The following is a 21310-nucleotide window of genomic DNA, read 5'->3' as shown; positions in this document are numbered from 1 at the left end:
AGACGCGGCATGAGCGGAACGAGAGAAGACTTTTTATAGAAGAAGGCGATATCAGGATGAATGGAACGGCAGAATCGGCACAAGGCGGGAGAAGGCTTCGTGTTCATCATCTGGGCTTCACCGGCTACGGCGAAGCGTGGGAACTGCAAAAAAGCATCGTGAAGCAGGTCGATAGCGGCGCACGGGACGATACGCTGCTGCTGCTGGAGCATCCGCCGACCTATACGATCGGATCGCAGCGGCATCCGGAGCATTTGCTGCTCTCTCCCGAGCAATTGAAGGAGCGAGGCATCGCCGTCTACCAGATCGATCGCGGCGGGGACATCACCTACCACGGCCCGGGGCAGCTTGTCGGCTACCCGATACTGCTGCTCGAAGGGAAGCGGATCGACCTGCACGGCTACTTGCGCTCCCTGGAGGAAGCGATCATTCGGCTCCTCGCTTCGTTCGGGGTCGAGGGAAGCCGCAAGCCGGAGTATACGGGCGTCTGGGTCGGCGACGTGAAGCTGGCGGCGATCGGCGTCAAGTTCAATAAATGCCGCCGGCACCGTGGCTTCGTGACGAGCCACGGCTTCGCCCTGAACGTCAAGAGCGGCATCCAGGCAGGGGGCTTCAGCGGCATTGTGCCGTGCGGAATCAGCGAGTATGGCGTCACTTCCCTGGAGGACTGCACAGGCAGGGAGTTTACGGTGGAGGATGTCGGCAGGCTGCTGCTGCCTTACTTGGCCGAGGTGCTGGAGTACGATCAGGCGATCGTCGAGCCATTGGCAGAGCTGAGCAGATAGCGGCGGCTTCTGCGGCAGGAGTTCCCGCCTCGGCATGGCGAAAAGGTCATGTATGGCGCGGAACGAAGGCTGCTTTGGGGATAGCGGGAGGACAGGCGTCTTGCGGGAACAGCTTGTCCCTCCCATTCCGGATGGGGGCGGTCAGCCGTACAACAATGGCTCGATCAGCACGAGCGCGGTCGATACGAGCATGGCCGCCAGCATCAGATAGACGATGATTTTGAACCACTTTTTGGATTGCATGTAACGGGTAAGCTCCTTTCTTCAGCGAATGCTGAATTTCAGATCATTACCCTTATTGTAACGAACAATTCGTCAGGAGGAAAGCGAATATGGTTCAACAGGATAGAGTAGTGAAGCATTTCATGGAATTGGTGCAGGTGGACAGCGAGACGAAAAACGAGCGCGCGATCTGCGACGTGCTCAAGCAGCGGTTCGAAGCGCTCGGTCTGCAGGTGATCGAGGACGATACGGCTCAGACGACGGGGCATGGAGCAGGCAACCTGATCGTGAACTGGCCGGCGACGCCGGGACAGGAAGGCAGCACCCGCTTGTTCTTCACTTCCCATATGGATACGGTGAAGCCGGGCAACGGCATCCGTCCGCAGCTCGGCGAGGACGGCTACATACGGAGCGACGGCACCACGATTCTCGGATCGGACGACAAGGCCGGTCTGGCGGCCATGTTCGAAGCCATTCGCGTCATCACGGAGACGAATCGCCCGCATGGCCAGGTTCAATTCGTGATTACGGTAGGCGAAGAATCGGGCCTCGTCGGCGCCCGCGCCATGTCGGCCGATCATTTGCAGGCCGATCTCGGCTACGCGCTCGACTCGAACGGAGAGGTCGGCGCTATCGCGGTGGCGGCGCCGACCCAAGCGAAGATTTCGATGGAGATTTTCGGGAAGTCGGCCCATGCCGGCGTGAATCCGGAGGATGGCATCAGCGCGATTCAGGTTGCCAGCAAGGCGATCGCGCGCATGCCGCTGGGACGGATCGATCACGAGACGACGGCCAACATCGGCCGCTTCGAGGGCGGCGGCGCCACGAATATCGTCTGCGATTATGTGAAGCTGGACGCCGAAGCGCGCAGCATCGTGCAGAGCAAGGTCGAAGCCCAGGCGGAGAAGATGAAGGAAGCGCTGGAGAGCGCGGCAGCCGAATACGGCGCCCGGGCGGAATTCAAGAGCGAGATCGTCTATCCGGCGTTCAATTTCACGGAAAAGGATGAAGTCGTGCAGCTGGCGCAGCGCGCCATCGAGCGCATCGGCTCCGTCTCCCGCCTGTTCCATTCCGGCGGCGGCAGCGACGCCAATATCTTTAACGGCATGGGCGTGCCGACGGTCAATCTGGCCGTAGGCTATGAAGATATTCATACGACGAGCGAACGCATTCACGTGTCCGATCTGGTACGCACGAGCGAACTGGTCGTAGCCTTGATCGAAGAAGCGGCGAAGGCGTAAGGGCCGGGCCGGGCGGTTCGATGGAAGCCTGTACGTGCGGACCGGGCCGGGAGCGATCCGTTCCGCGCCGGTTAGCCGGGCTCGGGCCGTTCCCCTGCTGCCTGAAGGAGGAGATGCGGTTGTCCTTCATTCATCATTCCTCGATGTTCGATTTTCAATATCGCAATACGGCGCCTTACGAGACGCCGTATTTCCATTCTCATGCCAACTATGAGATCTATCTGTTCCATTCCGGCCATGTTCATTATTTGATCGGCGATCAGATCTATCTCCTTCAGCCGGGAGATTTGATTCTGATGCACGGCTTGACCCTGCACCGGCCGAATATTGACACCCGTTATCCGTATATTCGCTCCATCATTCACTTCGATCCGCGCTATGTAGAGGCGATCCATGCGGCAGGCGATGCCGCGCAGGAGCTGCTGCGTCCGTTCCGGTCCTTGAAATACGCGCGCTTGCGGCTGTCCGAAGGCCAGGTCGACGAAGCGATGCGGCTGCTCGGCCGCATGAGCCTGATGGGGGAACGCGGGGACTTCGTCGGCATTCAGCGGCAGCGCCTTGCCTTTCTCGAATTGCTGTACTGCATCTATGATTGGTGCCAGGAGCCGCTCGCGGAACGGTCGGCGGAAGGGGAGCCCGAGATCCGGGTGCAGGAAGCGATACAGGTCATCGAAGGCTGCTATCATGAGGAGATGACGCTGGAGGACATCGCCAGCCGCCTGCATATGAACAAGCATTATCTCAGCAAAGTGTTCAAAGAAGTGACCGGTACCACGGTCTTTACGTATCTGTACCATCGCCGCATCAATCAGGCGAAGATTTGGTTTTTAACCGAACCGGATTGGTCGGTGACCGAGGTGGCGATGCGGGCGGGGTTCAAGCATCTATCGCATTTCTCCCGCTTGTTCAAGCAAATGGTCGGCTGTTCGCCGGATCAATACCGCAAGCAGCTTCAAGCTTCCGAGTCGGGGTAACCTGACCGGAAGCTTTTTTTGGCTGAACGGACGGAACAAGGCAAGGTTTTTTCCACCGGCTGCGGCTGCTCGCTCTTCCGAATGCCAACCACAGTTAAATGCGTCCCGGAAACGCTTAATCCGATGAAAGCGCACTCAGCCCGTCTTGTGATACGCTACGTACAAATGCAACCGTTCCGGCTGCGTTCCATCTCATCATTCGTCAGTTAAGGAGGAGACGCGAGTGGATACCGTACGAATCGGCGTCATCGGATTAGGAAATATGGGGAGCGCGCATGCGAAGTGCATCGCGCGCGGCGAGATCATCGGGGCGGTACTGGCTGCTGTCTGCGACAGCGTTCCCGGCCGCCGGGAGTGGGCGGAGTCCGAATTGGGGGAGCATATCCCGTTTTATTCGACAGAGGAGGAGATGCTGGCTTCCGGGAAAATCGATGCCGTACTGATCGCGACCCCTCATTACCATCACCCGCAATCGGCGATCAACGCATTCGGGCGTGGGCTTCATGTCCTAATCGAAAAGCCGGCAGGGGTCTATACGAAGCAGGTCCGGGAGATGAACGAACGGGCGGCGCGAAGCGGCAAAGTGTTCGGCATCATGTACAATCAGCGCAGCCAGCCGATCTATCAGAAGCTCCGCGATCTGATTCAATCGGGAGAACTGGGCGAGATTCGGCGGACGAACTGGATTATTACGAACTGGTACCGGCCGCAGAGCTACTATAATTCAGGCGGCTGGCGCGCGACTTGGGCGGGCGAAGGCGGCGGCGTGCTCATCAATCAGGATCCCCACCAGCTAGATCTGTGGCAGTGGACGACCGGCCTTGTGCCGAAGCGGATGCGGGCGTTTTGCCGCTTCGGGCATTACCGGGACATCGAGGTCGAGGACGATGTTACCGCTTATGTGGAATATGAAAATGGAGCGAGCGGCGTATTCGTCACGACGACCGGCGAGGCGCCGGGCACGAACCGCTTCGAGATTACCGGGGATCGGGGCAAAGTCGTCATTGAGCACGGGAAGCTGACATTTTGGCGGCTGAGGGTGCCGGAGCCGGAGTTCAACCGGCAATATGAAGGCATGTTCGGACAGCCTGAATGCTGGAAATGCGACATTCCGGTCCATGGACAGGGCGGCGAGCACCGCTGCATTATTCAGAATTGGACCGACGCGATCCGGACAGGGGCTCCGCTCCTGGCGCCGGGCGAGGAGGGCATACACGGTCTGACGCTGTCGAATGCGATGCTGCTGTCGGCCTGGACGGACAACTGGGTCACGTTCCCGCTGGACGAGGATCTGTTCCATGCGGAGCTCCAGAAGCGGATTGCCCAGTCCCGCTATTCGCCCGCTGCGCCGGAAGAGGCGCGGGCTCCGGCGGATATGAGCCGTTCGTTCGGTTCGTAGCCGCCGTCTGCCGGAGGGCAGGCTGGGTGCAGGCTCGTCCGGATACAGCGGCGAAAAACGGGGAGAAGGAGGTTGAGGGTGGATGAACCAGGAAGAACAGGCGATTCGGCAGATGGCGCATGAGGTCGTGAAGCAATGCGCCGTCACCGATATGCACACCCATCTGTATGCGGAGAACTTCGGTTCCCTGTTGCTCTGGGGGATCGACGAGCTGTTGACTTACCATTATCTGATTGCCGAGATGTTCAGGCATTCCGACGTTCCGGAGGAGACGTTCTGGGGCTGGAACAAGGAGCGGCAGGCAAATCACGTGTTCCAGACCTTATTCGTCGAACGTACTCCCGTCAGCGAAGCGGCGATCGCGGTCGTCGGCATATGCCAGCGCCTCGGCATGCCGATCGCAAGCCGCAGCATCGAGGCGCTGCGGGAAGCGTGGGCGACGGTCAGCTTATCGGAGCATATCGATCATATTTTCCGCTTGGCGAATGTGAAGCAGGTCGCGATGACCAACGACCCGTTCGATCCGCTGGAGCGTGCGGTATGGCACAGCGGCGGCGTGCGGGATTCCCGGTTCCTGGCGGCGCTCCGGATCGATTCCTTGCTGCTGGACTGGGAATCGGCCTGTCCGAAGCTGCAGGCGGAAGGGTTTGCGGTTGCAGCCGACTGGGACGGGCAGAACGGGGAGCAGAATGCCCGCGAAGCGAGACGGTTCCTGAAGGAATGGGCGGTGCGTATGAAGGCGGTCTATATTGCCGCATCGCTGCCCGGAACGTTCCGGTACCCGGATCACGGATGGAGCAGCCGCATGCTTGACGAAGCGGTCATCCCCGTCTGCCAGGAGCTGAACCTGCCGCTCGCGCTCATGATCGGCGTCAAGCGTCAAGTCAATCCGGCCTTGCGCCTGGCGGGAGACCGCGGGGAGCGGACCGACATCGGCATGCTGGAGCGGCTGCTTGTCCGCCATCCATCCCAGCGCTTCATGGCCACCCTGCTTGCCCGCGAGAATCAGCACGAGCTGGCGGTGCTCGCCCGCAAGTTCCGCAATCTGCTGCCTTTCGGCTGCTGGTGGTTCCTGCATACCGAATCGATGATTGCGGAGATGACCCGGATGCGGACCGAACTGCTTGGCACCTCCTTCATTCCGCAGCATTCGGATTGCCGGGTGCTGGAGCAGTTGATTACGAAATGGGACTATTCCCGCCGCACGATTGCCGATGTGCTGGCTCATCAATATATTCGCCTCGCACGGGCGGGATGGACGGTAACGCGGGAAGAGATGGAACGGGATGCGGATGAATGGTTCAACCGTCAATTCCGGACGTTCGCCGGCATCGCGCCGGCCGGATCGTCAGGATGAGCGAGGAGGATGATTATGTCGCAGTGGTTTGATTTGCGAGGCAAGACCGCGGTGATTGCCGGTGGAACGAGCACGCTCGGCCGATCGATGGCCGAGGCGCTGGCTGCGCATGGCGCCCAGGTCGCCATTATCGGGCGCAGGCCGGATGCCGCCGCTGAAGTGGTAGAGCGGCTGGCCGCGGCGGGAGGGAGCGCCCAGGCGTTTCTGGGCGATATGACGGACGAGCGCGATATCGAGCGCGTTCACGCCGAAGTAATGCAGTGCTGCGGCCAAGCCGATGTGCTGCTGTATTGCCCCGGAGTGAACAGCGCGACGCCGTTTTTCGAGCTGGAGATGGAAGAATGGGATCATATTATGAACGTCAATGTGAAGGGCGCCATCCGGATGTGCCAGCAATTCGGGAAGTCGATGATCGAAGGCGGCCGCGGAGGCTCCATTATTCTCATCTCCTCCGTCTCCTCGGATCCGCCGTTATCCCGCGTGTTTTCCTACTCCATGTCGAAGGCGGCCCTGAACAGCATGACCCAATATTTGGCCCGGGAGTTCGCTCCCCACGGCGTCAGGGTCAACGCGATCATCCCCGGCTTCTTCCCGGCGGAGCAGAACCGGGCGATTCTGTCCCCGGAGCGGGTGGATGCGATTATGCGGCATACGCCGATGGGGAGGTTCGGCAGCCCCGAGGAGCTGCAAGGGACTGCCGTGTGGCTGGCGTCCGAGCGGGCTTCGGGCTTTGTGACCGGCGCATTGATCCGTGTCGATGGCGGTTTCGGAGCGATGACGATCTAGTGTCCGCAAGTGATTTTTCCACAGAAGTTCCTGGAATTTTTACTAATTGTTTTGATATAAAGGAGGACGCATCAATGAAATGGTCTGTCTTTACCGTAGCCGTTCCCGATCTGTCGGTGGAACAAGTCATTCCGGAAGCAGCCGCTGCCGGGCTTCACGGAATCGAATGGCGCTGCGCCTCGAGGCCGGCGGAGGCGGAGAGCCAGCCCCCATCCTTCTGGGGCAATAATCGGTGCACCATCGAGCCCGGAACCGCTCCGGAAGCGCTTCGGGGCCTGCGCCAGCAGATGCGCGAGCATGGCCTCGACAGCGCCGCCGTCATGCCCTACTTGAAGGTCGGAGATATGGAGGCGGCGGAAGAAGTGATGCGTATCGCCCGGGCGCTGGGAGCGCCGATGATGCGGATCGGCGTCCATGGCTATAACCGGAGCCGGCCTTACGGCGAGCTGTATGACGAGCAGATGAAATATGTGGCGAAGCTCGTGCCGCTGCTGAAGCAGTATGGCATCCGGGGGCTGATCGAGACGCATCATATGACGATCGCGCCCAGCGCCAGCGCGGCCTACCGGATCGCGTCTTCCTTCGACCCGGAGCATATCGGCGTGCTGTTCGACCCGGGCAATATGGCGTTCGAAGGGTATGAGAACCACCGCATGGGCCTGGAAATACTGGGGCCTTACCTGGCGCATGTTCATGTCAAAAATGCGGATGTCGCGGCCGCGCGGGAACATAACGGCCCGAAGCTCGAATGGTCGCCGCTGGAGCGTGGATTCGTCCGCTGGCAGCAGGTGATGGAGGACTTGAACGCAATCGGTTATGACGGTTATTGCGGGGTGGAGGATTTCAGCGGCGTCCATTCCTCAGGCGATATGCTGCGCGGCTTCGTCTCGCTGATGAAGGAGCTTGCGCATGGCGCCGCTGCCCGTCAGGAAGCCGGAAGCGCCGGGGGGAGTTCGCGATGAGCCGGGCTGACGGCATGCGGTACGCACCGGAAGGGAAGCCGAACCCGGTATGCGGGCCGGGGGAATTCGTATTTGCGGCGATGGCGCTGGAGCATGGGCATATTTACGGCATGTGCAACGGCTTGGTGGAAGCGGGAGCGACCTTGAAATGGGTCTACGATCCCGACCCCGCCAAGGTGGAGGCGTTCCAGACCCGCTATCCCGGCGTTCGGGCAGCCCGTTCGGAGGCGGAGGTCTTGGAGGATCCCGAGGTGCGGCTGATCGCCGCGGCCGCCGTACCGGCGGACCGGTGCGCGCTCGGGCTCCGGGCGATGGAGCACGGCAAAGATTACTTTACGGACAAGACGCCGTTCACGTCGATCGAGCAGCTGGAAGCGGCTCGCCGCGCCGTGGCCGGGACGAAGCGCAAGTATATGGTCTACTACAGCGAACGGCTGCATTCGGAGAGCGCGGTGTATGCCGGGCAGTTGATTCAGGACGGCGCCATCGGCAGAGTGCTGCAGGTCATGGGAACGGGACCGCATCGGCTGCAGGCGCAGCAGCGTCCGGCCTGGTTTTTCGAGAAGGAGCGCTACGGCGGGATATTATGCGACATCGGCAGTCATCAGGCCGAGCAATTTCTGTACTATGCGGGCTGCCGCGACGCGCAAGTGCTGCACAGCAAGGTGGCCAATTACGCCCATCCCGAATATCCGGAGCTCGAGGATTTCGGGGACGCCATGCTGCTGGGAGACAACGGCGCCACCAATTATTTCCGCGTCGACTGGTTCACGCCGGACGGACTCGGCACATGGGGGGACGGACGCACCGTCATCCTGGGCACGGACGGCTATATCGAGCTGCGCAAATATATCGATATCGCCCGTTCCAACACCCCTGATCATGTGTACCTCGTGAACCATGAGGGCGAACGCTATATCCCGGTGTCCGGCCGGGTCGGATTTCCCTTCTTCGGGGAGCTGATTGCCGATTGCCTTCATCGCACGGAACGGGCGATGACGCAGCGGCATGCGTTCAAGGCGGCCGAGCTGGCGCTGGCGGCGCAAGCGAATGCGGTCGTCATTCCGAATCCTTCAGGCAAAGGAGGCGGAGAACTTGGAATTAACGTTCCGCTGGTACGGCGCGGATGACCCGGTCCGGCTTGACTATATTCGCCAGATTCCGGGGATGCGGGGCATCGTCTCGGCCGTCTATGATGTTCCGGTCGGCGAATCATGGAGCCGCGAACGGATTCGCGGCCTGAAGGAGACGGTGGAGGCGCACGGCTTGCGGCTCGCCGTCATCGAGAGCGTCCCGGTGCATGAAGATATCAAGCTGGGGCTGGCCGGGCGGGACCGGTATATCGACAATTACGTCGCGACGCTTCGCAATCTGGCGGCCGAAGGGATCCGGACGGTATGCTACAACGTCATGCCGGTGTTCGATTGGACCCGATCGAAGCTCGATCATGTCTTGCCGGACGGTTCCACGACGCTTATCTATGAGGATGACGTCATCCAGCAGATGGATCCGGCATCCGGAACGCTGCGTCTGCCCGGCTGGGATACGAGCTATCTTGACGGGGAAGCCGGCCGCCTGTTCGAACGGTACCGTTCGATCGGCGAGGAGCAGTATTGGGAGAATATCGCTTATTTCGTCCAGCGGGTCATGCCGGAGGCGGCGGAACTGGGGATAAGGATGGCGGTTCATCCGGACGATCCGCCGTGGCCGATATTCGGCTTGCCGCGAATCCTGGGCCGCGAGGAGCAGTTCGCCCGCTATTTGTCGCTGTTCGATCATCCCGCCCACGGCATGTGCTTCTGCACCGGCTCGCTCGGCTCTGATCCGGCCAATGATTTGCCGCAAATGATCCGGCAGTTCGGCAGCATGGGGCGGATTCATTTCGTGCACGCCCGCAATGTGCGGGTGACCGGACGCCGCTCGTTCCAGGAGACGGCCCATCTGTCCTCCTCCGGTTCCGTCGACATGACCGCGGTGATGCGCGCGCTGGCGGACATCGGCTACACCGGCCCGCTGCGCTCCGATCACGGGCGCATGATCTGGGGAGAGCAGGGGCGTCCCGGCTACGGACTGTATGATCGGGCACTCGGCGCCGTCTACCTGAACGGCATTTGGGAAGCGGTGACGAAGTGTTCGGAAGCATCACGGGCGAGTCATTCCGCCAAGTAAGACTAGGGTACGTACAAGGCGACGACTGCCTTGGAACGTACCCTTTTTTTGAGGACAGGCCGCAATGCGATGCGTCTCTACTTTTTGGCCCGGCTTTGCTGCTTTTGGAGCGTCATGGACAGCGTGGCGGTACGTCCTTCGCGAATCATGAGCCTTCTCAGCTCGGCGCGAATTTCATAGCTTTTGCCGACGAACAGCAGATCCTGCTTGGAATAATATTGTTTCACGTCACTACCTCATTTCGTTCGGACGAGCCGTTTTGGTATAATAGGTATGTTGCATCGGCCGGAATTATGTATGCATAGCGGCGGCTCGCTTCGGGGGCGGACAGCCCCGGAAGGACGAGCCAACCATTTATTATAAGGGAGTGGCCACGAGATGAGCGTGCACGATGATGTCAATCAAGCCAACAACCGCCCGTCGCTCGAAGAAGTGACGGTCGATACGTCTACCATTTTCGAAGGGAAAATTATCGATCTTCAGGTCGTTACTGTTACTTTACCCGATGGGACAAAAGCAACTCGCGAAATTGTCCGCCATCCGGGCGCGGTCGCGGTGCTGGCGATCAAGGACGGGCGCATGCTCGTCGTCGAACAGTACCGCAAGCCGCTGGAGCGGACACAGGTCGAGATTCCGGCAGGCAAGCTGGACGCGGGGGAGCGTCCGGAGGATGCGGCCAAGCGGGAGCTGGAGGAGGAGACAGGCTTCCGGGCACGGTCCTTGATTCCGCTCGGGGCGTTCTCGACCTCTCCGGGCTTCGCGGACGAGATTATCTACCTGTATGCGGCGGTCGATTTGGAGGAAGGCACGATGAAGCCGGACGAGGACGAGTTCCTCGAGGTGAGCGCGCTCACGATGGACGAAGCGTTCGAGGCGATGCGCCAGGGCCGAATCGGCGATGCGAAGACGATACAAGCGCTCTATGCATGGAAAATATACGAGATGACGGGCTCATGGCCGGTATAGCCGCGCGAGAGGAAGGATTGATGTTCGCCGGCATGCGCGTCTTCGGAGATTTCCATATCCATATCGGCAGCACGTCCCGCGGCGCACCGTGCAAGATGAGCGCAAGCCGGGATCTAACGTTCGAAGCGATTGCGAAGGAAGCGTCGGAGCGCAAGGGCTTGCAGCTGATTGGGATTATCGACGCGCATGCGCCAGGCGTGCAGGAGGATATCGCCGACTTGCTGGAGCGGGGAGAGATGGAGGAGCTGGCCGACGGCGGCATCCGCTACCGGAACACGACGCTGCTTCTAGGAGCCGAGCTTGAGATCCGGGCGGAAGGGCTCGGAATGGCGCATGTGCTGTGCTATCTTCCCAGCTTCGATGCGATGCGCCATTTTTCGGCCTGGCTGTCGCCTTACGTGACCAATATGAATCTGTCTTCCCAGCGGGTATACGTCTCGGCCCGGGCCCTGCAGGAGCAGACCGCAGCGCATGGGGGCCTATTTATCCCGGCGCATGTCTTCACGCCGTTCAAGAGCATCTACGGGAACTGCTCCGATCGCATGGCGGATGTATTGGACATGGAGCTGATCGATGCGGTGGAGCTGGGCCTTAGCGCCGACACCGAGATGGCCGGTCTCATCTCGGAACTGGACCGGTATACGCTCCTCACGAATTCGGATGCCCATTCGCTGCGCAAGATTGCCCGGGAGTACAACCAATTGACGGTCGCCGAGCCCAGCTTCAAGGAATGGGCGTTGGCGCTTCAGAACCGGGATGGCCGGCGCGTCAACGCCAATTACGGACTGAACCCGAGCCTGGGCAAGTATCATCGCTCGCGCTGCGCGGATTGCGGAGCCGTGCCTGAGCCGGCTCAGCTTCCCGCGGCATGCCCCGCCTGCGGCAGCGGCAAAATGGTGCAGGGCGTGCTCGACCGCATTAACGCCATCTCGGATCGGGATGGCAGCCAGGTTCCCGCTCATCGGCCGCCGTATATTATGCAGATTCCGCTGGAGTTCATTCCGGGCGTCGGGCCCCGCACGCTGAACAAGCTCCTTGATCGGTTCGGCACCGAGATGGCGGTGCTGCATCAGGCGACCCCGGAGCAGCTCGCGGAGACGGTCGGCGAGAAGACGGCGGAATATATCGTCAAGGCGCGAAGCGGAGAGCTGGTCCTGGCGAGCGGCGGGGGAGGAACCTACGGCAAAGTCCTCGCGTAACGGCGAAGCCCGCCGGGCGGAACGACAGCCCCGGCGTTCATATTCGGACGAGCCGCCGCATACAATGGAATGACACAGAGCCGCTGTGAGTCCAACGTATGGGAAAGGAGCCGTTCCCCGCATGAAGCCGCCATCGCATTCGCTTCGCGCGCAACTTCATTTGTACCTTTTTGTCTCGATTTTGTTTTTGGTTGGCGTCGTGTTCGGGGCGCTGCTGGTCAACGCGCTGACGCTGGAGCAGCAGCAGGATCTGGGCAGCCATCTGGGCCACTTCTTCGTCATGCTGGACGGCGATAGTCCGGCGCCGGACCGGGCCGGGATGTTCGCCGAATCCGCCTTGCTATACGGCAAATGGATTGCGCTGATCGCGCTGCTGGGCTTTTCGATCATTGGGTTTCCGCTTATCCTTGCGCTTGTCTTTGCCAAAGGGATCTTCATCGGCTTCGCGGTGGGCACGCTGATTGGCCAATACGGGTGGAAGGGGATGCTGTTCGCTTTCGCTTCGGTCGCCCCTCATAACTTGCTGGCCATACCGCTCATCCTGATCGCCAGCGTCGCATCGATTACGTTCGCCACGTATATCTTGAAGAACCGGGTCTTCATGCCCAAGGTTCAGTCGCTGCGCGAACCGCTAGGCCGCTTCGTTCTCGTTCAGACGTCGGCAGCCGCCGGGATGGCCGTCGTGGCCGCCGTCATGACCTGGATATCGCCCTCTCTCATGAAGCTGGCCGCCCCGCTGCTGGCCGGAGCGGTATCCGGAGGATGAGACCCTTTTTCATTTGCGTAAATGATTTGACACTTATTGCATTCTCCCCCTATAATGATAGAAGCGAATAGAATTGCGGATTGGCGGGCAAGGGGGGAGATCATGGAAGCGCGTATTGAGAAGATCAAACAACAACTGCAATCCCAAGGGTACAAGCTGACACCCCAGCGTGAAGCAACCGTTCGCGTTCTTCTCGAGAACGAAGAGGATCACCTCAGCGCGGAAGATGTATTCATGCTAGTGAAGGAAAAGGCCCCTGAAATCGGTCTTGCCACCGTGTACCGGACATTGGAACTGCTGAATGAGCTGCACGTGGTGGAAAAATTGAACTTCGGGGATGGTGTAGCCCGTTATGATTTGCGCGGCGACAACAACAAGCATCACCATCATCATTTGATCTGCGTCCAATGCGGTTCGATGCAAGAGATACAGGAAGACTGGCTGGGCCCGCTGGAAGAGCGACTGGAGAAGGAATTTCAATTCCACGTCGTCGACCATCGGCTTGACTTCCAAGGCATATGCCGGGAGTGCCAGGAGAAGGAGCGCCTTCGCAGAGAATCTTCATCGAACGATGAATCATAACATACAGCCTCGATGTCAATGACGTCGAGGCTTATTTAATCTGTGACGGATGGAGTTTCTTGACAGATCTGCCGAACGCTGCTTGCGCGAGGCGGTCCTTGCCGCCTTCTGGCGTGAGCCCGGCACATCTGCTGGCGCCGCGGATGGAGCGGGCGGCCGTGAACGCGAAGGAGACGGATTCTTGCTTGCCACGCCTGCCGTAAGCGCTGCCGGCAGCGCGGGGCTGCACATTTTTGTCGCGTGGCGCTTAGCCTTCTCCGTGTACGCGAGCGCCCCGTGCGCATTGATTAGCCCCGCGCCTTGGGCGGTCATCGCTTCCCCTTGCAAGCGGTGGGACGTATGAACCAAGGCGGCGCGAATCTGTTCCGGCTGTATGCCGGGACAAGCCGCCGCCATCAATGCCGCCGCGCCCGCGACATGCGGGGCTGCCATCGAGGTCCCTGAATCTAAGGCGAAGCCGCCCTTATTGCTCGTTGAGACAATATCCGAGCCTGGGGCCGAGACATCGATCCCGGCGCCGCGGCTGCTGAAGTCGGCAATGCAGTTGAGCCGGTCGGTCGCGGCCACCGCGATCACCTCCGGATAACTGGCTGGCTCATCAATGGCTTCCGCATCCTTGCCGTTGTTGCCGGCCGAAGCGACGATGGCGATCCCTCGGCGGTGAGCGCGGCGGATCATGCTGTGCAGCAGCTTGCTGGGACCGTTCAGACCCAGGCTTAGATTGATCACATCCATCCGGTTCCGAATACACCATTCCACGCCTTCTACGATATCGGATACATAACCTTCGCCATTTTCATCCAGAGCCTTCACTGCATACAGCTCCGCTTCGGGAGCTGTGCCGTACAGGAGTTCCCCTCTGCCGAGCGCGGCGGCGGTGCCTGCCACATGGGTGCCGTGACCGTGGTCGTCGTCATAGGATTCCCCTGGGCGAATCGTGTTGATCCCGCCGGAGATGCAAAGATCCGGATGGGGCGAGATCCCTGTATCGACAATCGCGATCCGAATTCCCTTGCCTCGGGTTGCCGGCCACACTTTGGGCGCCTGAATCCGTTTTATACCCCATGGTATCTGCTGCATAGGAGCCGCTTGACTTTTGGCTGTAGAATGGTTCTGCTTCATGGAACGCACTCTAGCGGAAGAAGAACGCAGACCCCGACCAACCGCATGAGCCCGCACGCGGGCATCGTTTTCGATTCGGCGCACGCTGGGATGCTTCCTTAATTCGGCCAGCTTGGCATGAGGATGAACATGACAGCATAGCATGCAGGCCGATTTCACCTGCTTCACGGGAACGATGCCCTGCTTTTTCAACTCGCGAACGCACGCATTGAAGCTTTTTCGATCTTTCAGCACGATGATTTTCCGTACCGTGTGCCGGGCAGGCTTCCCGTGCACGACGGCTTGTAACATGCGGGGTAAGTTGCGCATGCCATACCGTCCTCCCGTTCCATTCAGGATAGGTTCCGTTGTGCCTTCGTATAAGGGGCACACGTTTAGAGTATGGGAACGAACGAGAGACGGTGAGCCTCCGCGATGCATTTGTCGCGATGGCAATTGGAGCGCCTGCCCAAGGGAAGACTTATTAAAGACCATTATTGTCATTGGGAGGATTCTGTATGAAAATTGGAGTGCCTAAAGAAATCAAAACGAATGAGCGCCGCGTCGCCTTGACCCCTTCGGGAGTTCACGCGCTTGTGCAGGACGGTCATCAGGTCATCGTGGAGCGCGGAGCCGGCGTTGGCAGCGGATTTGAGGATGAAGAATATGTACGGGTAGGCGCTGCGGTTGCGCCGGATGCGGCCGCGGTATGGGGCGAATCGGATTTGATCGTGAAGGTCAAGGAACCGCTGCCGGAGGAGACCGCCTTTTTCCGGGCCAATCAGACGCTGTTCACGTATCTCCATCTGGCCGCCGCTCCTTACCTGGCTGAGGCCTTGGTCCAATCCGGGATGTGCTCGCTCGCGTATGAGACTGTCCAGCTCCCGAACGGCAAGCTGCCTCTGCTCACCCCAATGAGCGAGATCGCCGGCAAAATGTCGGTACAGATCGGCAGCCATCTGCTCGAATCCTATGTAGGGGGCCGGGGCGTGCTGCTCGGCGGCGTGCCGGGCGTTCCGCCAGGAGAAGTCGTTGTTATCGGCGGCGGGGCCGTCGGCACGAATGCGGCCAAAATCGCGCTTGGCATGGGGGCTCGGGTAACGATTCTCGACCTGAACATCGACCGGCTGCGCGAACTGGACGATTTGTTCGAAGGGCGAGTCACGACCGTAGTCTCCCAGCCGTTCTATGTGGAAGAAGCGGTCCGCCATGCCGATCTGCTGGTCGGAGCCGTTCTCGTACCGGGGGCGAAGGCGCCTCGCATCGTGTCCGAGGATATGGTCAAGCAGATGAAGCCCGGATCCGTCATCGTCGATGTCGCCATCGATCAGGGCGGTTCGATCGCGACGATGGATCGCGTCACGACACACGAGAACCCGACCTTCGTGAAGCATGGCGTCATCCATTATGCGGTCGCCAATATGCCGGGGGCCGTCCCGCGCACGTCCACGCTCGCCCTGGCGCATGCGACGCTCCCGTATGTGCGGAAGCTGGCTGCCTTGGGGCTCGAAGGAGCAATTCAACGGGCGCCTGAACTGAGAGGCGGCCTCACGACATACGAAGGCGGGATCGTACACCGGGTCGTCGCGGAAGCGCTTGGCTACGAAGCGCGTCCGGAGCCGTTCCCGTCCGCCTAGCGCCCTTCATCCCGATGGCATAACCCGTCCGCTTGTCTCATACGTTACGAGTAATGGGGGCAATTCCGGTAAGGGGGACGTAAGGGAATGATCGTGTCGCTTCGCAAAGTATTGGACCGGCTCAAGTTCGCCGCGCTTTTTTTGCTCTTGACATATGTGATGGCTCATCTGCTCGGAAGCGTATCCGACTGGATCTCTCCCGTGGATAAATATCGAGAGCCGCAGGGCAAAGCGGTGAAGGTATTCCAGACAGAGGGAATGGCTGACATGGAGCCTCATACGTTCAAGGAGCGGCTTCGCCTGTTCTATTGGCTGGGGGAATAAGTTCGGCATTCACGCATCAGACACACGTTGCGAAGCAGGAAGATGCGGAACCAGCGTGGAAAGTATAAGTGGAAAGCATAAAAGGAAACTACTCATGTCTGGCGCCTCTATAGTGGGAGAAAGACGCAGCAAGGAGATTTAACATGCAGCATCCGATAGAAGAGTGCATCGAACGTTATGAACAGCATGTAACACAGGAGCGGCGAATGTCTGTCCATACCCGAGCCGCGTATCTGCGGGATATTCGCGCGTTCCTGGGGGCGGACACGATGAGCGGACTGGATTCGATCGGGGCGCTCCGGCCTTTTCATGTAAATCAATATGTATTTCAGCTGAAGCGGGAGGGGCGGGCCGCAGCGAGCATTTCCCGCCTCGTCGCTTCGGTTCGCTCTTTCTGCCATTACTGCATCCGCGAGGGATGGCTGGATCTGGATCCGACGCTCGGGCTGGAGCGGCCGAAGCCGGAAGCGAAGCCTCCCGAGATTTTGTCGCCGGAGGACACCGAACGGCTGCTCCGCCTTCCGGATCTGGCCACCGAGCAAGGAATCCGCGATCGCGCCATGCTGGAGACGCTGTATGCGACCGGCATGCGCGTGTCCGAGCTCATGGCGATGAATGTCGGAGACGTGCAGCCCAAATTGGGCTTCGTGCGCTGCTCTTCCGCGAACCGTGAGCGGGTGATCCCGCTCGGACAGGCTGCGGCCGAGGCGGTTCAGCGGTACTTGGAGGAAGCGCGGCCCCGGCTGCTCGGCGACGGAGGCGACGGGCCTGCCAGCGGAGACGAGAGGCCACGGAATGGAACCGGAGCGGAGATGGGGGAAGAGGCGTTATTTCTCAATGTGCGCGGACAGCGTATGTCCCGCCAAGGGTTTTGGAAGACCATGAAGAAATATGCGGAGCGCCTGGAACTCCCGTTTGCGCTTACGCCGCATACACTGCGCCACTCGTTCGCGGTGCATCTGCTGCAGAACGGAGCCGACGTCCGCGCGGTGCAGGAGATGCTTGGCCATACCGAATTAGCGACGACGCAGCGGTATATCGCGCAAATGTCAAGAACAAGCATGAAGGACGTCTACACGCACGCGCATCCGCGCGCCAGAACATCATCATTCGGGGAGGAAAAACAATGAATCAAGCTTATGAACACATCCAAGAAGCGGCATCCTATATTCAGAGCCGTACCAGCGCCCGTCCGGAGATCGGGTTGATTCTCGGCTCGGGTCTAGGCGTTCTGGCCGAACTGGTCGAGAATCCTGTCACGATTCCGTACCATGAGATTCCGCATTTCCCGGTATCCACCGTCGAAGGCCATGCGGGCGACCTGCTGATCGGCACGATTGAAGGACGAACGGTCGTCATGATGAAAGGGCGCTTCCATATGTATGAAGGCTATGGCCCGGAAGTGACGGCGTTCCCGGTGCGGGTCATGAAGGCGATCGGCGCGGAGAAGATCCTTGTCACGAATGCGGCCGGCGGGATCAATACGAACTATGAGCCGGGCGATCTGATGGTCATTAGCGACCATCTCAACTTGACAGGCCGCAATCCGCTCATCGGGGCGAACGACAACCGTCTCGGCGTCCGCTTCCCGGATATGTCCCAGGCATACAGCCCACGGCTGCGCCAGCTGGCGAAGGCCACGGCGGAGGAGCAGGGGTTCACGCTCCGCGAAGGGGTCTACGCCGGGCTGCTCGGCCCGAACTATGAGACGCCGGCCGAGATCCGCATGCTGCGCATGATGGGAGCGGACGCGGTAGGCATGTCCACCGTCTCGGAAGTCATTGTCGCCAGTCATGCGGGCCTTGAGGTGCTGGGCATCTCCTGCATCAGCAATATGGCGGCGGGAATTCTCGATCAGCCATTGTCCCATGACGAGGTGATGGAGACGGCGGATAAAGTGAAGGACGCCTTCTTGAAGCTGGTACTGGCACTGATTCCGAAAATGTAAGCTTGATTACAGCATCCGATTAGGAGGAGCGAAGATGAGGGCAGTCGACATCATTCACAAAAAACGGGAAGGTCACGAACTGACCGCCGAAGAAATTCGTTTTCTCATTCAGGGCTACAGCAGCGGCGAGGTGCCGGATTATCAGATTGCCGCTTGGGCGATGGCTGTTTATTTCCAGGGCATGACCGCGAGCGAGACGGCGAGTCTCACGCTGGAGATGGCGCGCTCGGGCGATCAGATCGACCTGAGCTCGATCAGCGGCATCAAGGTGGACAAGCATTCCACCGGGGGCGTCGGGGACAAGACATCCTTAATTCTCGCGCCGCTCGTCGCCGCGGCAGGAGTGCCCGTCGCGAAGATGTCCGGGCGCGGTCTGGGCCATACGGGCGGAACGATTGACAAGCTGGAGTCGATTCCTGGCTTCCGGGTCGAATTGGAGAGGGAGCAATTTTTCAAGCAAGTGAACGAGATAGGCGTCTCTCTTATCGGGCAGACCGGCAATATTACTCCTGCGGACAAAAAGCTGTACGCTCTGCGCGACGTAACGGCCACGGTCGAATCCATCCCGCTCATTGCCAGCTCGGTCATGAGCAAGAAGATTGCGGCTGGAGCCGACGCGATCGTGCTCGATGTGAAGACGGGAAGCGGCGCTTTCATGAAGACGCTGGATGACTCGATTGCCCTCGCGCAGGCCATGGTCGATATCGGCACGGATACGGGACGCCACACGATTGCGGTCATCTCGGATATGGATCAGCCGCTCGGCCGCCTGATCGGAAATTCATTAGAAGTTGAGGAAGCGATACAGACGCTGCGCGGCGAAGGTCCGCGCGACTTGTATCGTCTCTGTATCGTGCTCGGCTCCCATATGCTCGTGCTGGGCGGGATCGCCCGCGATGCGACGGAAGCGGAAGCGCGTCTGGAGCAATTGATTGCGGACGGGTCGGCGCTTGAGAAGCTGAAGGAGCTCATTGCGGCCCAGGGCGGAGACGCGTCGGTCGTGGATCATCCGGAACGGCTGCCGCATGCCCGGGAACGCTTCGAGGTGAAAGCGGAAGCCGGCGGCACGGTATCGGCCATTCAAGCCGAAGAGATCGGCATTGCCGCGATGCTGCTTGGAGCCGGAAGGGAGACGAAGGATTCCGTTATCGATCTGAGCGTTGGCATCGATCTCCGCGCCAAGGTGGGAGATGCCGTGAATGCAGGCGATGTGCTCGCCGTGCTCCATGTCAACGACGCTTCGCGTCTGCAGGAAGCGGCGCAGAAGATTATCCAGGCATACCGGATTACTTCCGAAGCGAGAGCCGAGGCGCCTCTTGTCTATGCGATCGTCACGAAGGATGGCGTAGAGAGATTTGTCTGAGCATGCCTCTCTGCTCAGAGTTCCACAGGAAGCCGTTCCCTCCGCGGCAACCCATGAGGGATACCGTTTCTAGCGAAACCTTTGGTTTTGCTAGAAACTTTTTTTATGTCCGGAAAAGTGGAATATTTTGCTTGCGATCAGACAAGACTGAAATTAAGCACATCTGGCGGAGGATAGACCCGTCCATTCTGTTGTGCACAACTCTTGTAGGAGGGGAACTGCTTTGAAGAATAGGCTATATAGAATGGCATGTTCCGCATTGCTGAGCGCAAGCCTGATGACGACCGGCGCCGCTGCAGCGTTCGCCGACGTGCCGCCATGGACCGGAACGGAAGAGCCTAGTCAGGCCACTTCATCAACGGGCGCAGCAGAAGTGCAGCTGGCGGAACATGCACGCTCGGCCATACTGATGGATGCGGATACGGGTACCATCATTTTTCAGAAAAACAGCCATGATCGGCTGCCGCCGGCCAGCATTACGAAAATCATGACGATGCTGCTTGTGATGGAAGCAATAGATGAAGGCAAGCTGAAGCCGACGGATAAAGTTACGACCAGTGAGTATGCGGCATCAATGGGCGGATCACAAATCTTCCTCGAGCCGGGCGAAGAAATGACGGTCGATGAAATGATGAAGGGAATTGCAATGGCTTCAGGCAACGATGCATCGGTCGCCATGGCGGAGAAGGTCGCGGGATCGGAAAAAGCATTCGTGCAAATGATGAATGAGAAGGCCAAAGAACTCGGCATGAAGGATACCCACTTCGAGAATAGCAACGGTCTTCCTGCGGACAATCATTATACATCCGCGTATGACATCGCTCTGATGTCTCAAGCCTTGCTTCAATACCCGGGCGTCACCAAATATACGGGGGCTTACGAAGATTATTTGCGTCAGAACACCGCCAAAAAGTTCTGGCTTGTCAACACGAACAAGCTGGTCCGGTTCTATCAGGGGGCGGACGGATTGAAAACGGGATATACTTCGGAAGCGAAGTTCTGCCTGTCTGCCACAGCCAAGCGGGAAAATTTGCGCGTAATCGCGGTCGTGCTGGGCGAACCGAATACGAAGACGCGCAATGCGGAAGTGACGCAAATGTTCGATTACGCGTTTGCCCAATACATGAATGTTCCGATTCTGAAGAAGGGCGATGCCATCGGCAGCATTCGTGTGGAAAAAGGAATGGTCGAGTCGCTTGATCTGGTGGCCCAGCGCCCATACCATGTACTGCTCAAAAAGGGCGGTTCCAAGGAGAACGTCCATTTCAAGCTGGAGTCTCCGGATTCCATCAAAGCGCCGATCGAAAAAGGCCAGTCGCTTGGCAAGATTATCGTGTATCAAGGGGATAAAGCGATCCGTGAATACCCTGTCGAAGCAACCGAGTCCATAGCGAAAGCTGGCTGGTGGACGTTGTTCAAGCGGACGTGCGGAAAGTTGTTTTTTGTCAAATAACAGCGTGCTTCTTCTAGTTTTGTCGCCAGGCAGGAATTGGGTTTGGCGGCGACGAATGGGATCGGCAACATGGGAG

General features: G+C 59.5%; 22 protein-coding genes. 19 read left to right on the top strand and 3 right to left on the bottom strand.

Features of this window, described 5'->3' with window-relative positions:
• The first annotated feature begins 56 nt into the window (after window positions 1–56).
• On the top strand, window positions 57–785 hold the full coding sequence (gene lipB, locus L6439_RS16630) for a lipoyl(octanoyl) transferase LipB (protein WP_213468199.1): 729 nt from the start codon (window positions 57–59) through the stop codon (window positions 783–785).
• Between the two features lie 141 nt (window positions 786–926).
• Here lipB and prli42 read toward each other — a convergent pair whose 3' ends face one another.
• A complete protein-coding gene (prli42, locus tag L6439_RS16625; protein ID WP_087442602.1) occupies window positions 927–1028 on the bottom strand; it encodes a stressosome-associated protein Prli42 in 102 nt (33 codons plus the stop codon).
• A gap of 89 nt (window positions 1029–1117) precedes the next feature.
• Between prli42 and L6439_RS16620 the strand changes: the two genes are divergently transcribed.
• The 8 genes from L6439_RS16620 to L6439_RS16585 all read left to right on the top strand — a co-directional run bounded on the left by L6439_RS16620 (window position 1118) and on the right by L6439_RS16585 (window position 9895).
• Window positions 1118–2248 carry a M20/M25/M40 family metallo-hydrolase gene (locus L6439_RS16620; protein ID WP_213468200.1) on the top strand — a complete coding sequence of 377 codons (1131 nt, stop codon included), beginning with the start codon at window positions 1118–1120 and terminating at the stop codon, window positions 2246–2248.
• 20 nt (window positions 2249–2268) lie between these two features.
• Complete coding sequence (locus L6439_RS16615) at window positions 2269–3222, top strand: helix-turn-helix transcriptional regulator (RefSeq protein WP_237096504.1); 954 nt, start codon at window positions 2269–2271, stop codon at window positions 3220–3222.
• A 223-nt stretch (window positions 3223–3445) separates the two neighbouring features.
• Window positions 3446–4621, top strand: a complete 1176-nt coding sequence (locus L6439_RS16610) for a Gfo/Idh/MocA family protein (RefSeq protein WP_213468201.1) — start codon at window positions 3446–3448, stop codon at window positions 4619–4621.
• 82 nt (window positions 4622–4703) lie between these two features.
• The gene (locus L6439_RS16605) at window positions 4704–5978 is read left to right on the top strand and encodes a glucuronate isomerase (RefSeq protein ID WP_168178041.1); all 1275 of its coding nucleotides are present in this window, start codon (window positions 4704–4706) and stop codon (window positions 5976–5978) included.
• A 15-nt stretch (window positions 5979–5993) separates the two neighbouring features.
• Window positions 5994–6764, top strand: a complete 771-nt coding sequence (locus L6439_RS16600) for an SDR family oxidoreductase (protein WP_213468202.1) — start codon at window positions 5994–5996, stop codon at window positions 6762–6764.
• A gap of 74 nt (window positions 6765–6838) precedes the next feature.
• A complete protein-coding gene (locus L6439_RS16595) occupies window positions 6839–7726 on the top strand; it encodes a sugar phosphate isomerase/epimerase family protein (RefSeq protein WP_213468203.1) in 888 nt (295 codons plus the stop codon).
• A complete protein-coding gene (locus tag L6439_RS16590; RefSeq protein WP_168178044.1) occupies window positions 7723–8856 on the top strand; it encodes a Gfo/Idh/MocA family protein in 1134 nt (377 codons plus the stop codon). The genes L6439_RS16595 and L6439_RS16590 overlap by 4 nt, the downstream gene beginning before the upstream one ends.
• On the top strand, window positions 8822–9895 hold the full coding sequence (locus tag L6439_RS16585; protein ID WP_168178045.1) for a mannonate dehydratase: 1074 nt from the start codon (window positions 8822–8824) through the stop codon (window positions 9893–9895). Before L6439_RS16590 ends, L6439_RS16585 begins: the two co-directional genes overlap by 35 nt.
• Before the next feature lie 77 nt (window positions 9896–9972).
• Here L6439_RS16585 and L6439_RS16580 read toward each other — a convergent pair whose 3' ends face one another.
• A complete protein-coding gene (locus tag L6439_RS16580) occupies window positions 9973–10122 on the bottom strand; it encodes a hypothetical protein (protein ID WP_168178046.1) in 150 nt (49 codons plus the stop codon).
• A gap of 151 nt (window positions 10123–10273) precedes the next feature.
• Here L6439_RS16580 and L6439_RS16575 point away from each other — a divergent pair, with 151 nt between their 5' ends.
• The 4 genes from L6439_RS16575 to fur all read left to right on the top strand — a co-directional run bounded on the left by L6439_RS16575 (window position 10274) and on the right by fur (window position 13408).
• Window positions 10274–10861 (top strand): NUDIX domain-containing protein, encoded by a 588-nt coding sequence (locus L6439_RS16575; RefSeq protein WP_168178047.1) that lies wholly within the window; start codon window positions 10274–10276, stop codon window positions 10859–10861.
• Window positions 10849–12060: an endonuclease Q family protein gene (locus tag L6439_RS16570; protein WP_420540598.1), complete on the top strand. Its 1212-nt coding sequence runs from the start codon at window positions 10849–10851 to the stop codon at window positions 12058–12060. Before L6439_RS16575 ends, L6439_RS16570 begins: the two co-directional genes overlap by 13 nt.
• A 121-nt stretch (window positions 12061–12181) precedes the next feature.
• Window positions 12182–12826 (top strand): stage II sporulation protein M, encoded by a 645-nt coding sequence (spoIIM, locus tag L6439_RS16565; protein WP_168178048.1) that lies wholly within the window; start codon window positions 12182–12184, stop codon window positions 12824–12826.
• A gap of 102 nt (window positions 12827–12928) precedes the next feature.
• Complete coding sequence (gene fur / locus L6439_RS16560) at window positions 12929–13408, top strand: ferric iron uptake transcriptional regulator (protein ID WP_168178049.1); 480 nt, start codon at window positions 12929–12931, stop codon at window positions 13406–13408.
• Window positions 13409–13423: 15 nt separating this feature from the next.
• On the opposite strand, the gene L6439_RS16555 is transcribed toward fur, so the two are convergent.
• Window positions 13424–14839 carry a S8 family peptidase gene (locus tag L6439_RS16555; protein ID WP_213468204.1) on the bottom strand — a complete coding sequence of 472 codons (1416 nt, stop codon included), beginning with the start codon at window positions 14837–14839 and terminating at the stop codon, window positions 13424–13426.
• 188 nt (window positions 14840–15027) lie between these two features.
• On the opposite strand from L6439_RS16555, the gene ald reads away from it, so the two are divergent.
• The 6 genes from ald (at window position 15028) to L6439_RS16525 (ending at window position 21234) form a co-directional block, all read left to right on the top strand.
• On the top strand, window positions 15028–16146 hold the full coding sequence (gene ald, locus L6439_RS16550; RefSeq protein ID WP_213468205.1) for an alanine dehydrogenase: 1119 nt from the start codon (window positions 15028–15030) through the stop codon (window positions 16144–16146).
• A gap of 87 nt (window positions 16147–16233) precedes the next feature.
• Window positions 16234–16470, top strand: a complete 237-nt coding sequence (locus L6439_RS16545) for a DUF4227 family protein (protein WP_168178052.1) — start codon at window positions 16234–16236, stop codon at window positions 16468–16470.
• Window positions 16471–16613: 143 nt separating this feature from the next.
• On the top strand, window positions 16614–17600 hold the full coding sequence (locus tag L6439_RS16540; RefSeq protein WP_168178053.1) for a tyrosine recombinase: 987 nt from the start codon (window positions 16614–16616) through the stop codon (window positions 17598–17600).
• Window positions 17597–18418 (top strand): purine-nucleoside phosphorylase, encoded by an 822-nt coding sequence (locus L6439_RS16535; protein WP_168178054.1) that lies wholly within the window; start codon window positions 17597–17599, stop codon window positions 18416–18418. The genes L6439_RS16540 and L6439_RS16535 overlap by 4 nt, the downstream gene beginning before the upstream one ends.
• A gap of 34 nt (window positions 18419–18452) precedes the next feature.
• Window positions 18453–19781 (top strand): pyrimidine-nucleoside phosphorylase, encoded by a 1329-nt coding sequence (locus L6439_RS16530; protein ID WP_168178055.1) that lies wholly within the window; start codon window positions 18453–18455, stop codon window positions 19779–19781.
• Between the two features lie 223 nt (window positions 19782–20004).
• Complete coding sequence (locus L6439_RS16525) at window positions 20005–21234, top strand: D-alanyl-D-alanine carboxypeptidase family protein (RefSeq protein WP_168178056.1); 1230 nt, start codon at window positions 20005–20007, stop codon at window positions 21232–21234.
• Window positions 21235–21310 lie beyond the last annotated feature (76 nt).

The organism is Paenibacillus dendritiformis, assembly GCF_021654795.1.
Taxonomy (GTDB): domain Bacteria; phylum Bacillota; class Bacilli; order Paenibacillales; family Paenibacillaceae; genus Paenibacillus_B.
Note: the sequence above shows the minus strand (reverse complement) of the source record. Positions and strands in the feature narration are given on the sequence as shown.

Bases quoted from the DNA above. Each gene is read 5' to 3' on its own strand.
- lipB (WP_213468199.1), top strand. From the start codon at position 57: ATGAATGGAACGGCAGAATCGGCACAAGGCGGGAGAAGGCTTCGTGTT.
- prli42 (WP_087442602.1), bottom strand. From the start codon at position 1,028: ATGCAATCCAAAAAGTGGTTCAAAATCATCGTCTATCTGATGCTGGCG.
- L6439_RS16620 (WP_213468200.1), top strand. From the start codon at position 1,118: ATGGTTCAACAGGATAGAGTAGTGAAGCATTTCATGGAATTGGTGCAG.
- L6439_RS16615 (WP_237096504.1), top strand. From the start codon at position 2,269: ATGGAAGCCTGTACGTGCGGACCGGGCCGGGAGCGATCCGTTCCGCGC.
- L6439_RS16605 (WP_168178041.1), top strand. From the start codon at position 4,704: ATGAACCAGGAAGAACAGGCGATTCGGCAGATGGCGCATGAGGTCGTG.
- L6439_RS16600 (WP_213468202.1), top strand. From the start codon at position 5,994: ATGTCGCAGTGGTTTGATTTGCGAGGCAAGACCGCGGTGATTGCCGGT.
- L6439_RS16595 (WP_213468203.1), top strand. From the start codon at position 6,839: ATGAAATGGTCTGTCTTTACCGTAGCCGTTCCCGATCTGTCGGTGGAA.
- L6439_RS16590 (WP_168178044.1), top strand. From the start codon at position 7,723: ATGAGCCGGGCTGACGGCATGCGGTACGCACCGGAAGGGAAGCCGAAC.
- L6439_RS16575 (WP_168178047.1), top strand. From the start codon at position 10,274: ATGAGCGTGCACGATGATGTCAATCAAGCCAACAACCGCCCGTCGCTC.
- L6439_RS16570 (WP_420540598.1), top strand. From the start codon at position 10,849: ATGGCCGGTATAGCCGCGCGAGAGGAAGGATTGATGTTCGCCGGCATG.
- spoIIM (WP_168178048.1), top strand. From the start codon at position 12,182: ATGAAGCCGCCATCGCATTCGCTTCGCGCGCAACTTCATTTGTACCTT.
- fur (WP_168178049.1), top strand. From the start codon at position 12,929: ATGGAAGCGCGTATTGAGAAGATCAAACAACAACTGCAATCCCAAGGG.
- L6439_RS16555 (WP_213468204.1), bottom strand. From the start codon at position 14,839: ATGCGCAACTTACCCCGCATGTTACAAGCCGTCGTGCACGGGAAGCCT.
- ald (WP_213468205.1), top strand. From the start codon at position 15,028: ATGAAAATTGGAGTGCCTAAAGAAATCAAAACGAATGAGCGCCGCGTC.
- L6439_RS16545 (WP_168178052.1), top strand. From the start codon at position 16,234: ATGATCGTGTCGCTTCGCAAAGTATTGGACCGGCTCAAGTTCGCCGCG.
- L6439_RS16540 (WP_168178053.1), top strand. From the start codon at position 16,614: ATGCAGCATCCGATAGAAGAGTGCATCGAACGTTATGAACAGCATGTA.
- L6439_RS16535 (WP_168178054.1), top strand. From the start codon at position 17,597: ATGAATCAAGCTTATGAACACATCCAAGAAGCGGCATCCTATATTCAG.
- L6439_RS16530 (WP_168178055.1), top strand. From the start codon at position 18,453: ATGAGGGCAGTCGACATCATTCACAAAAAACGGGAAGGTCACGAACTG.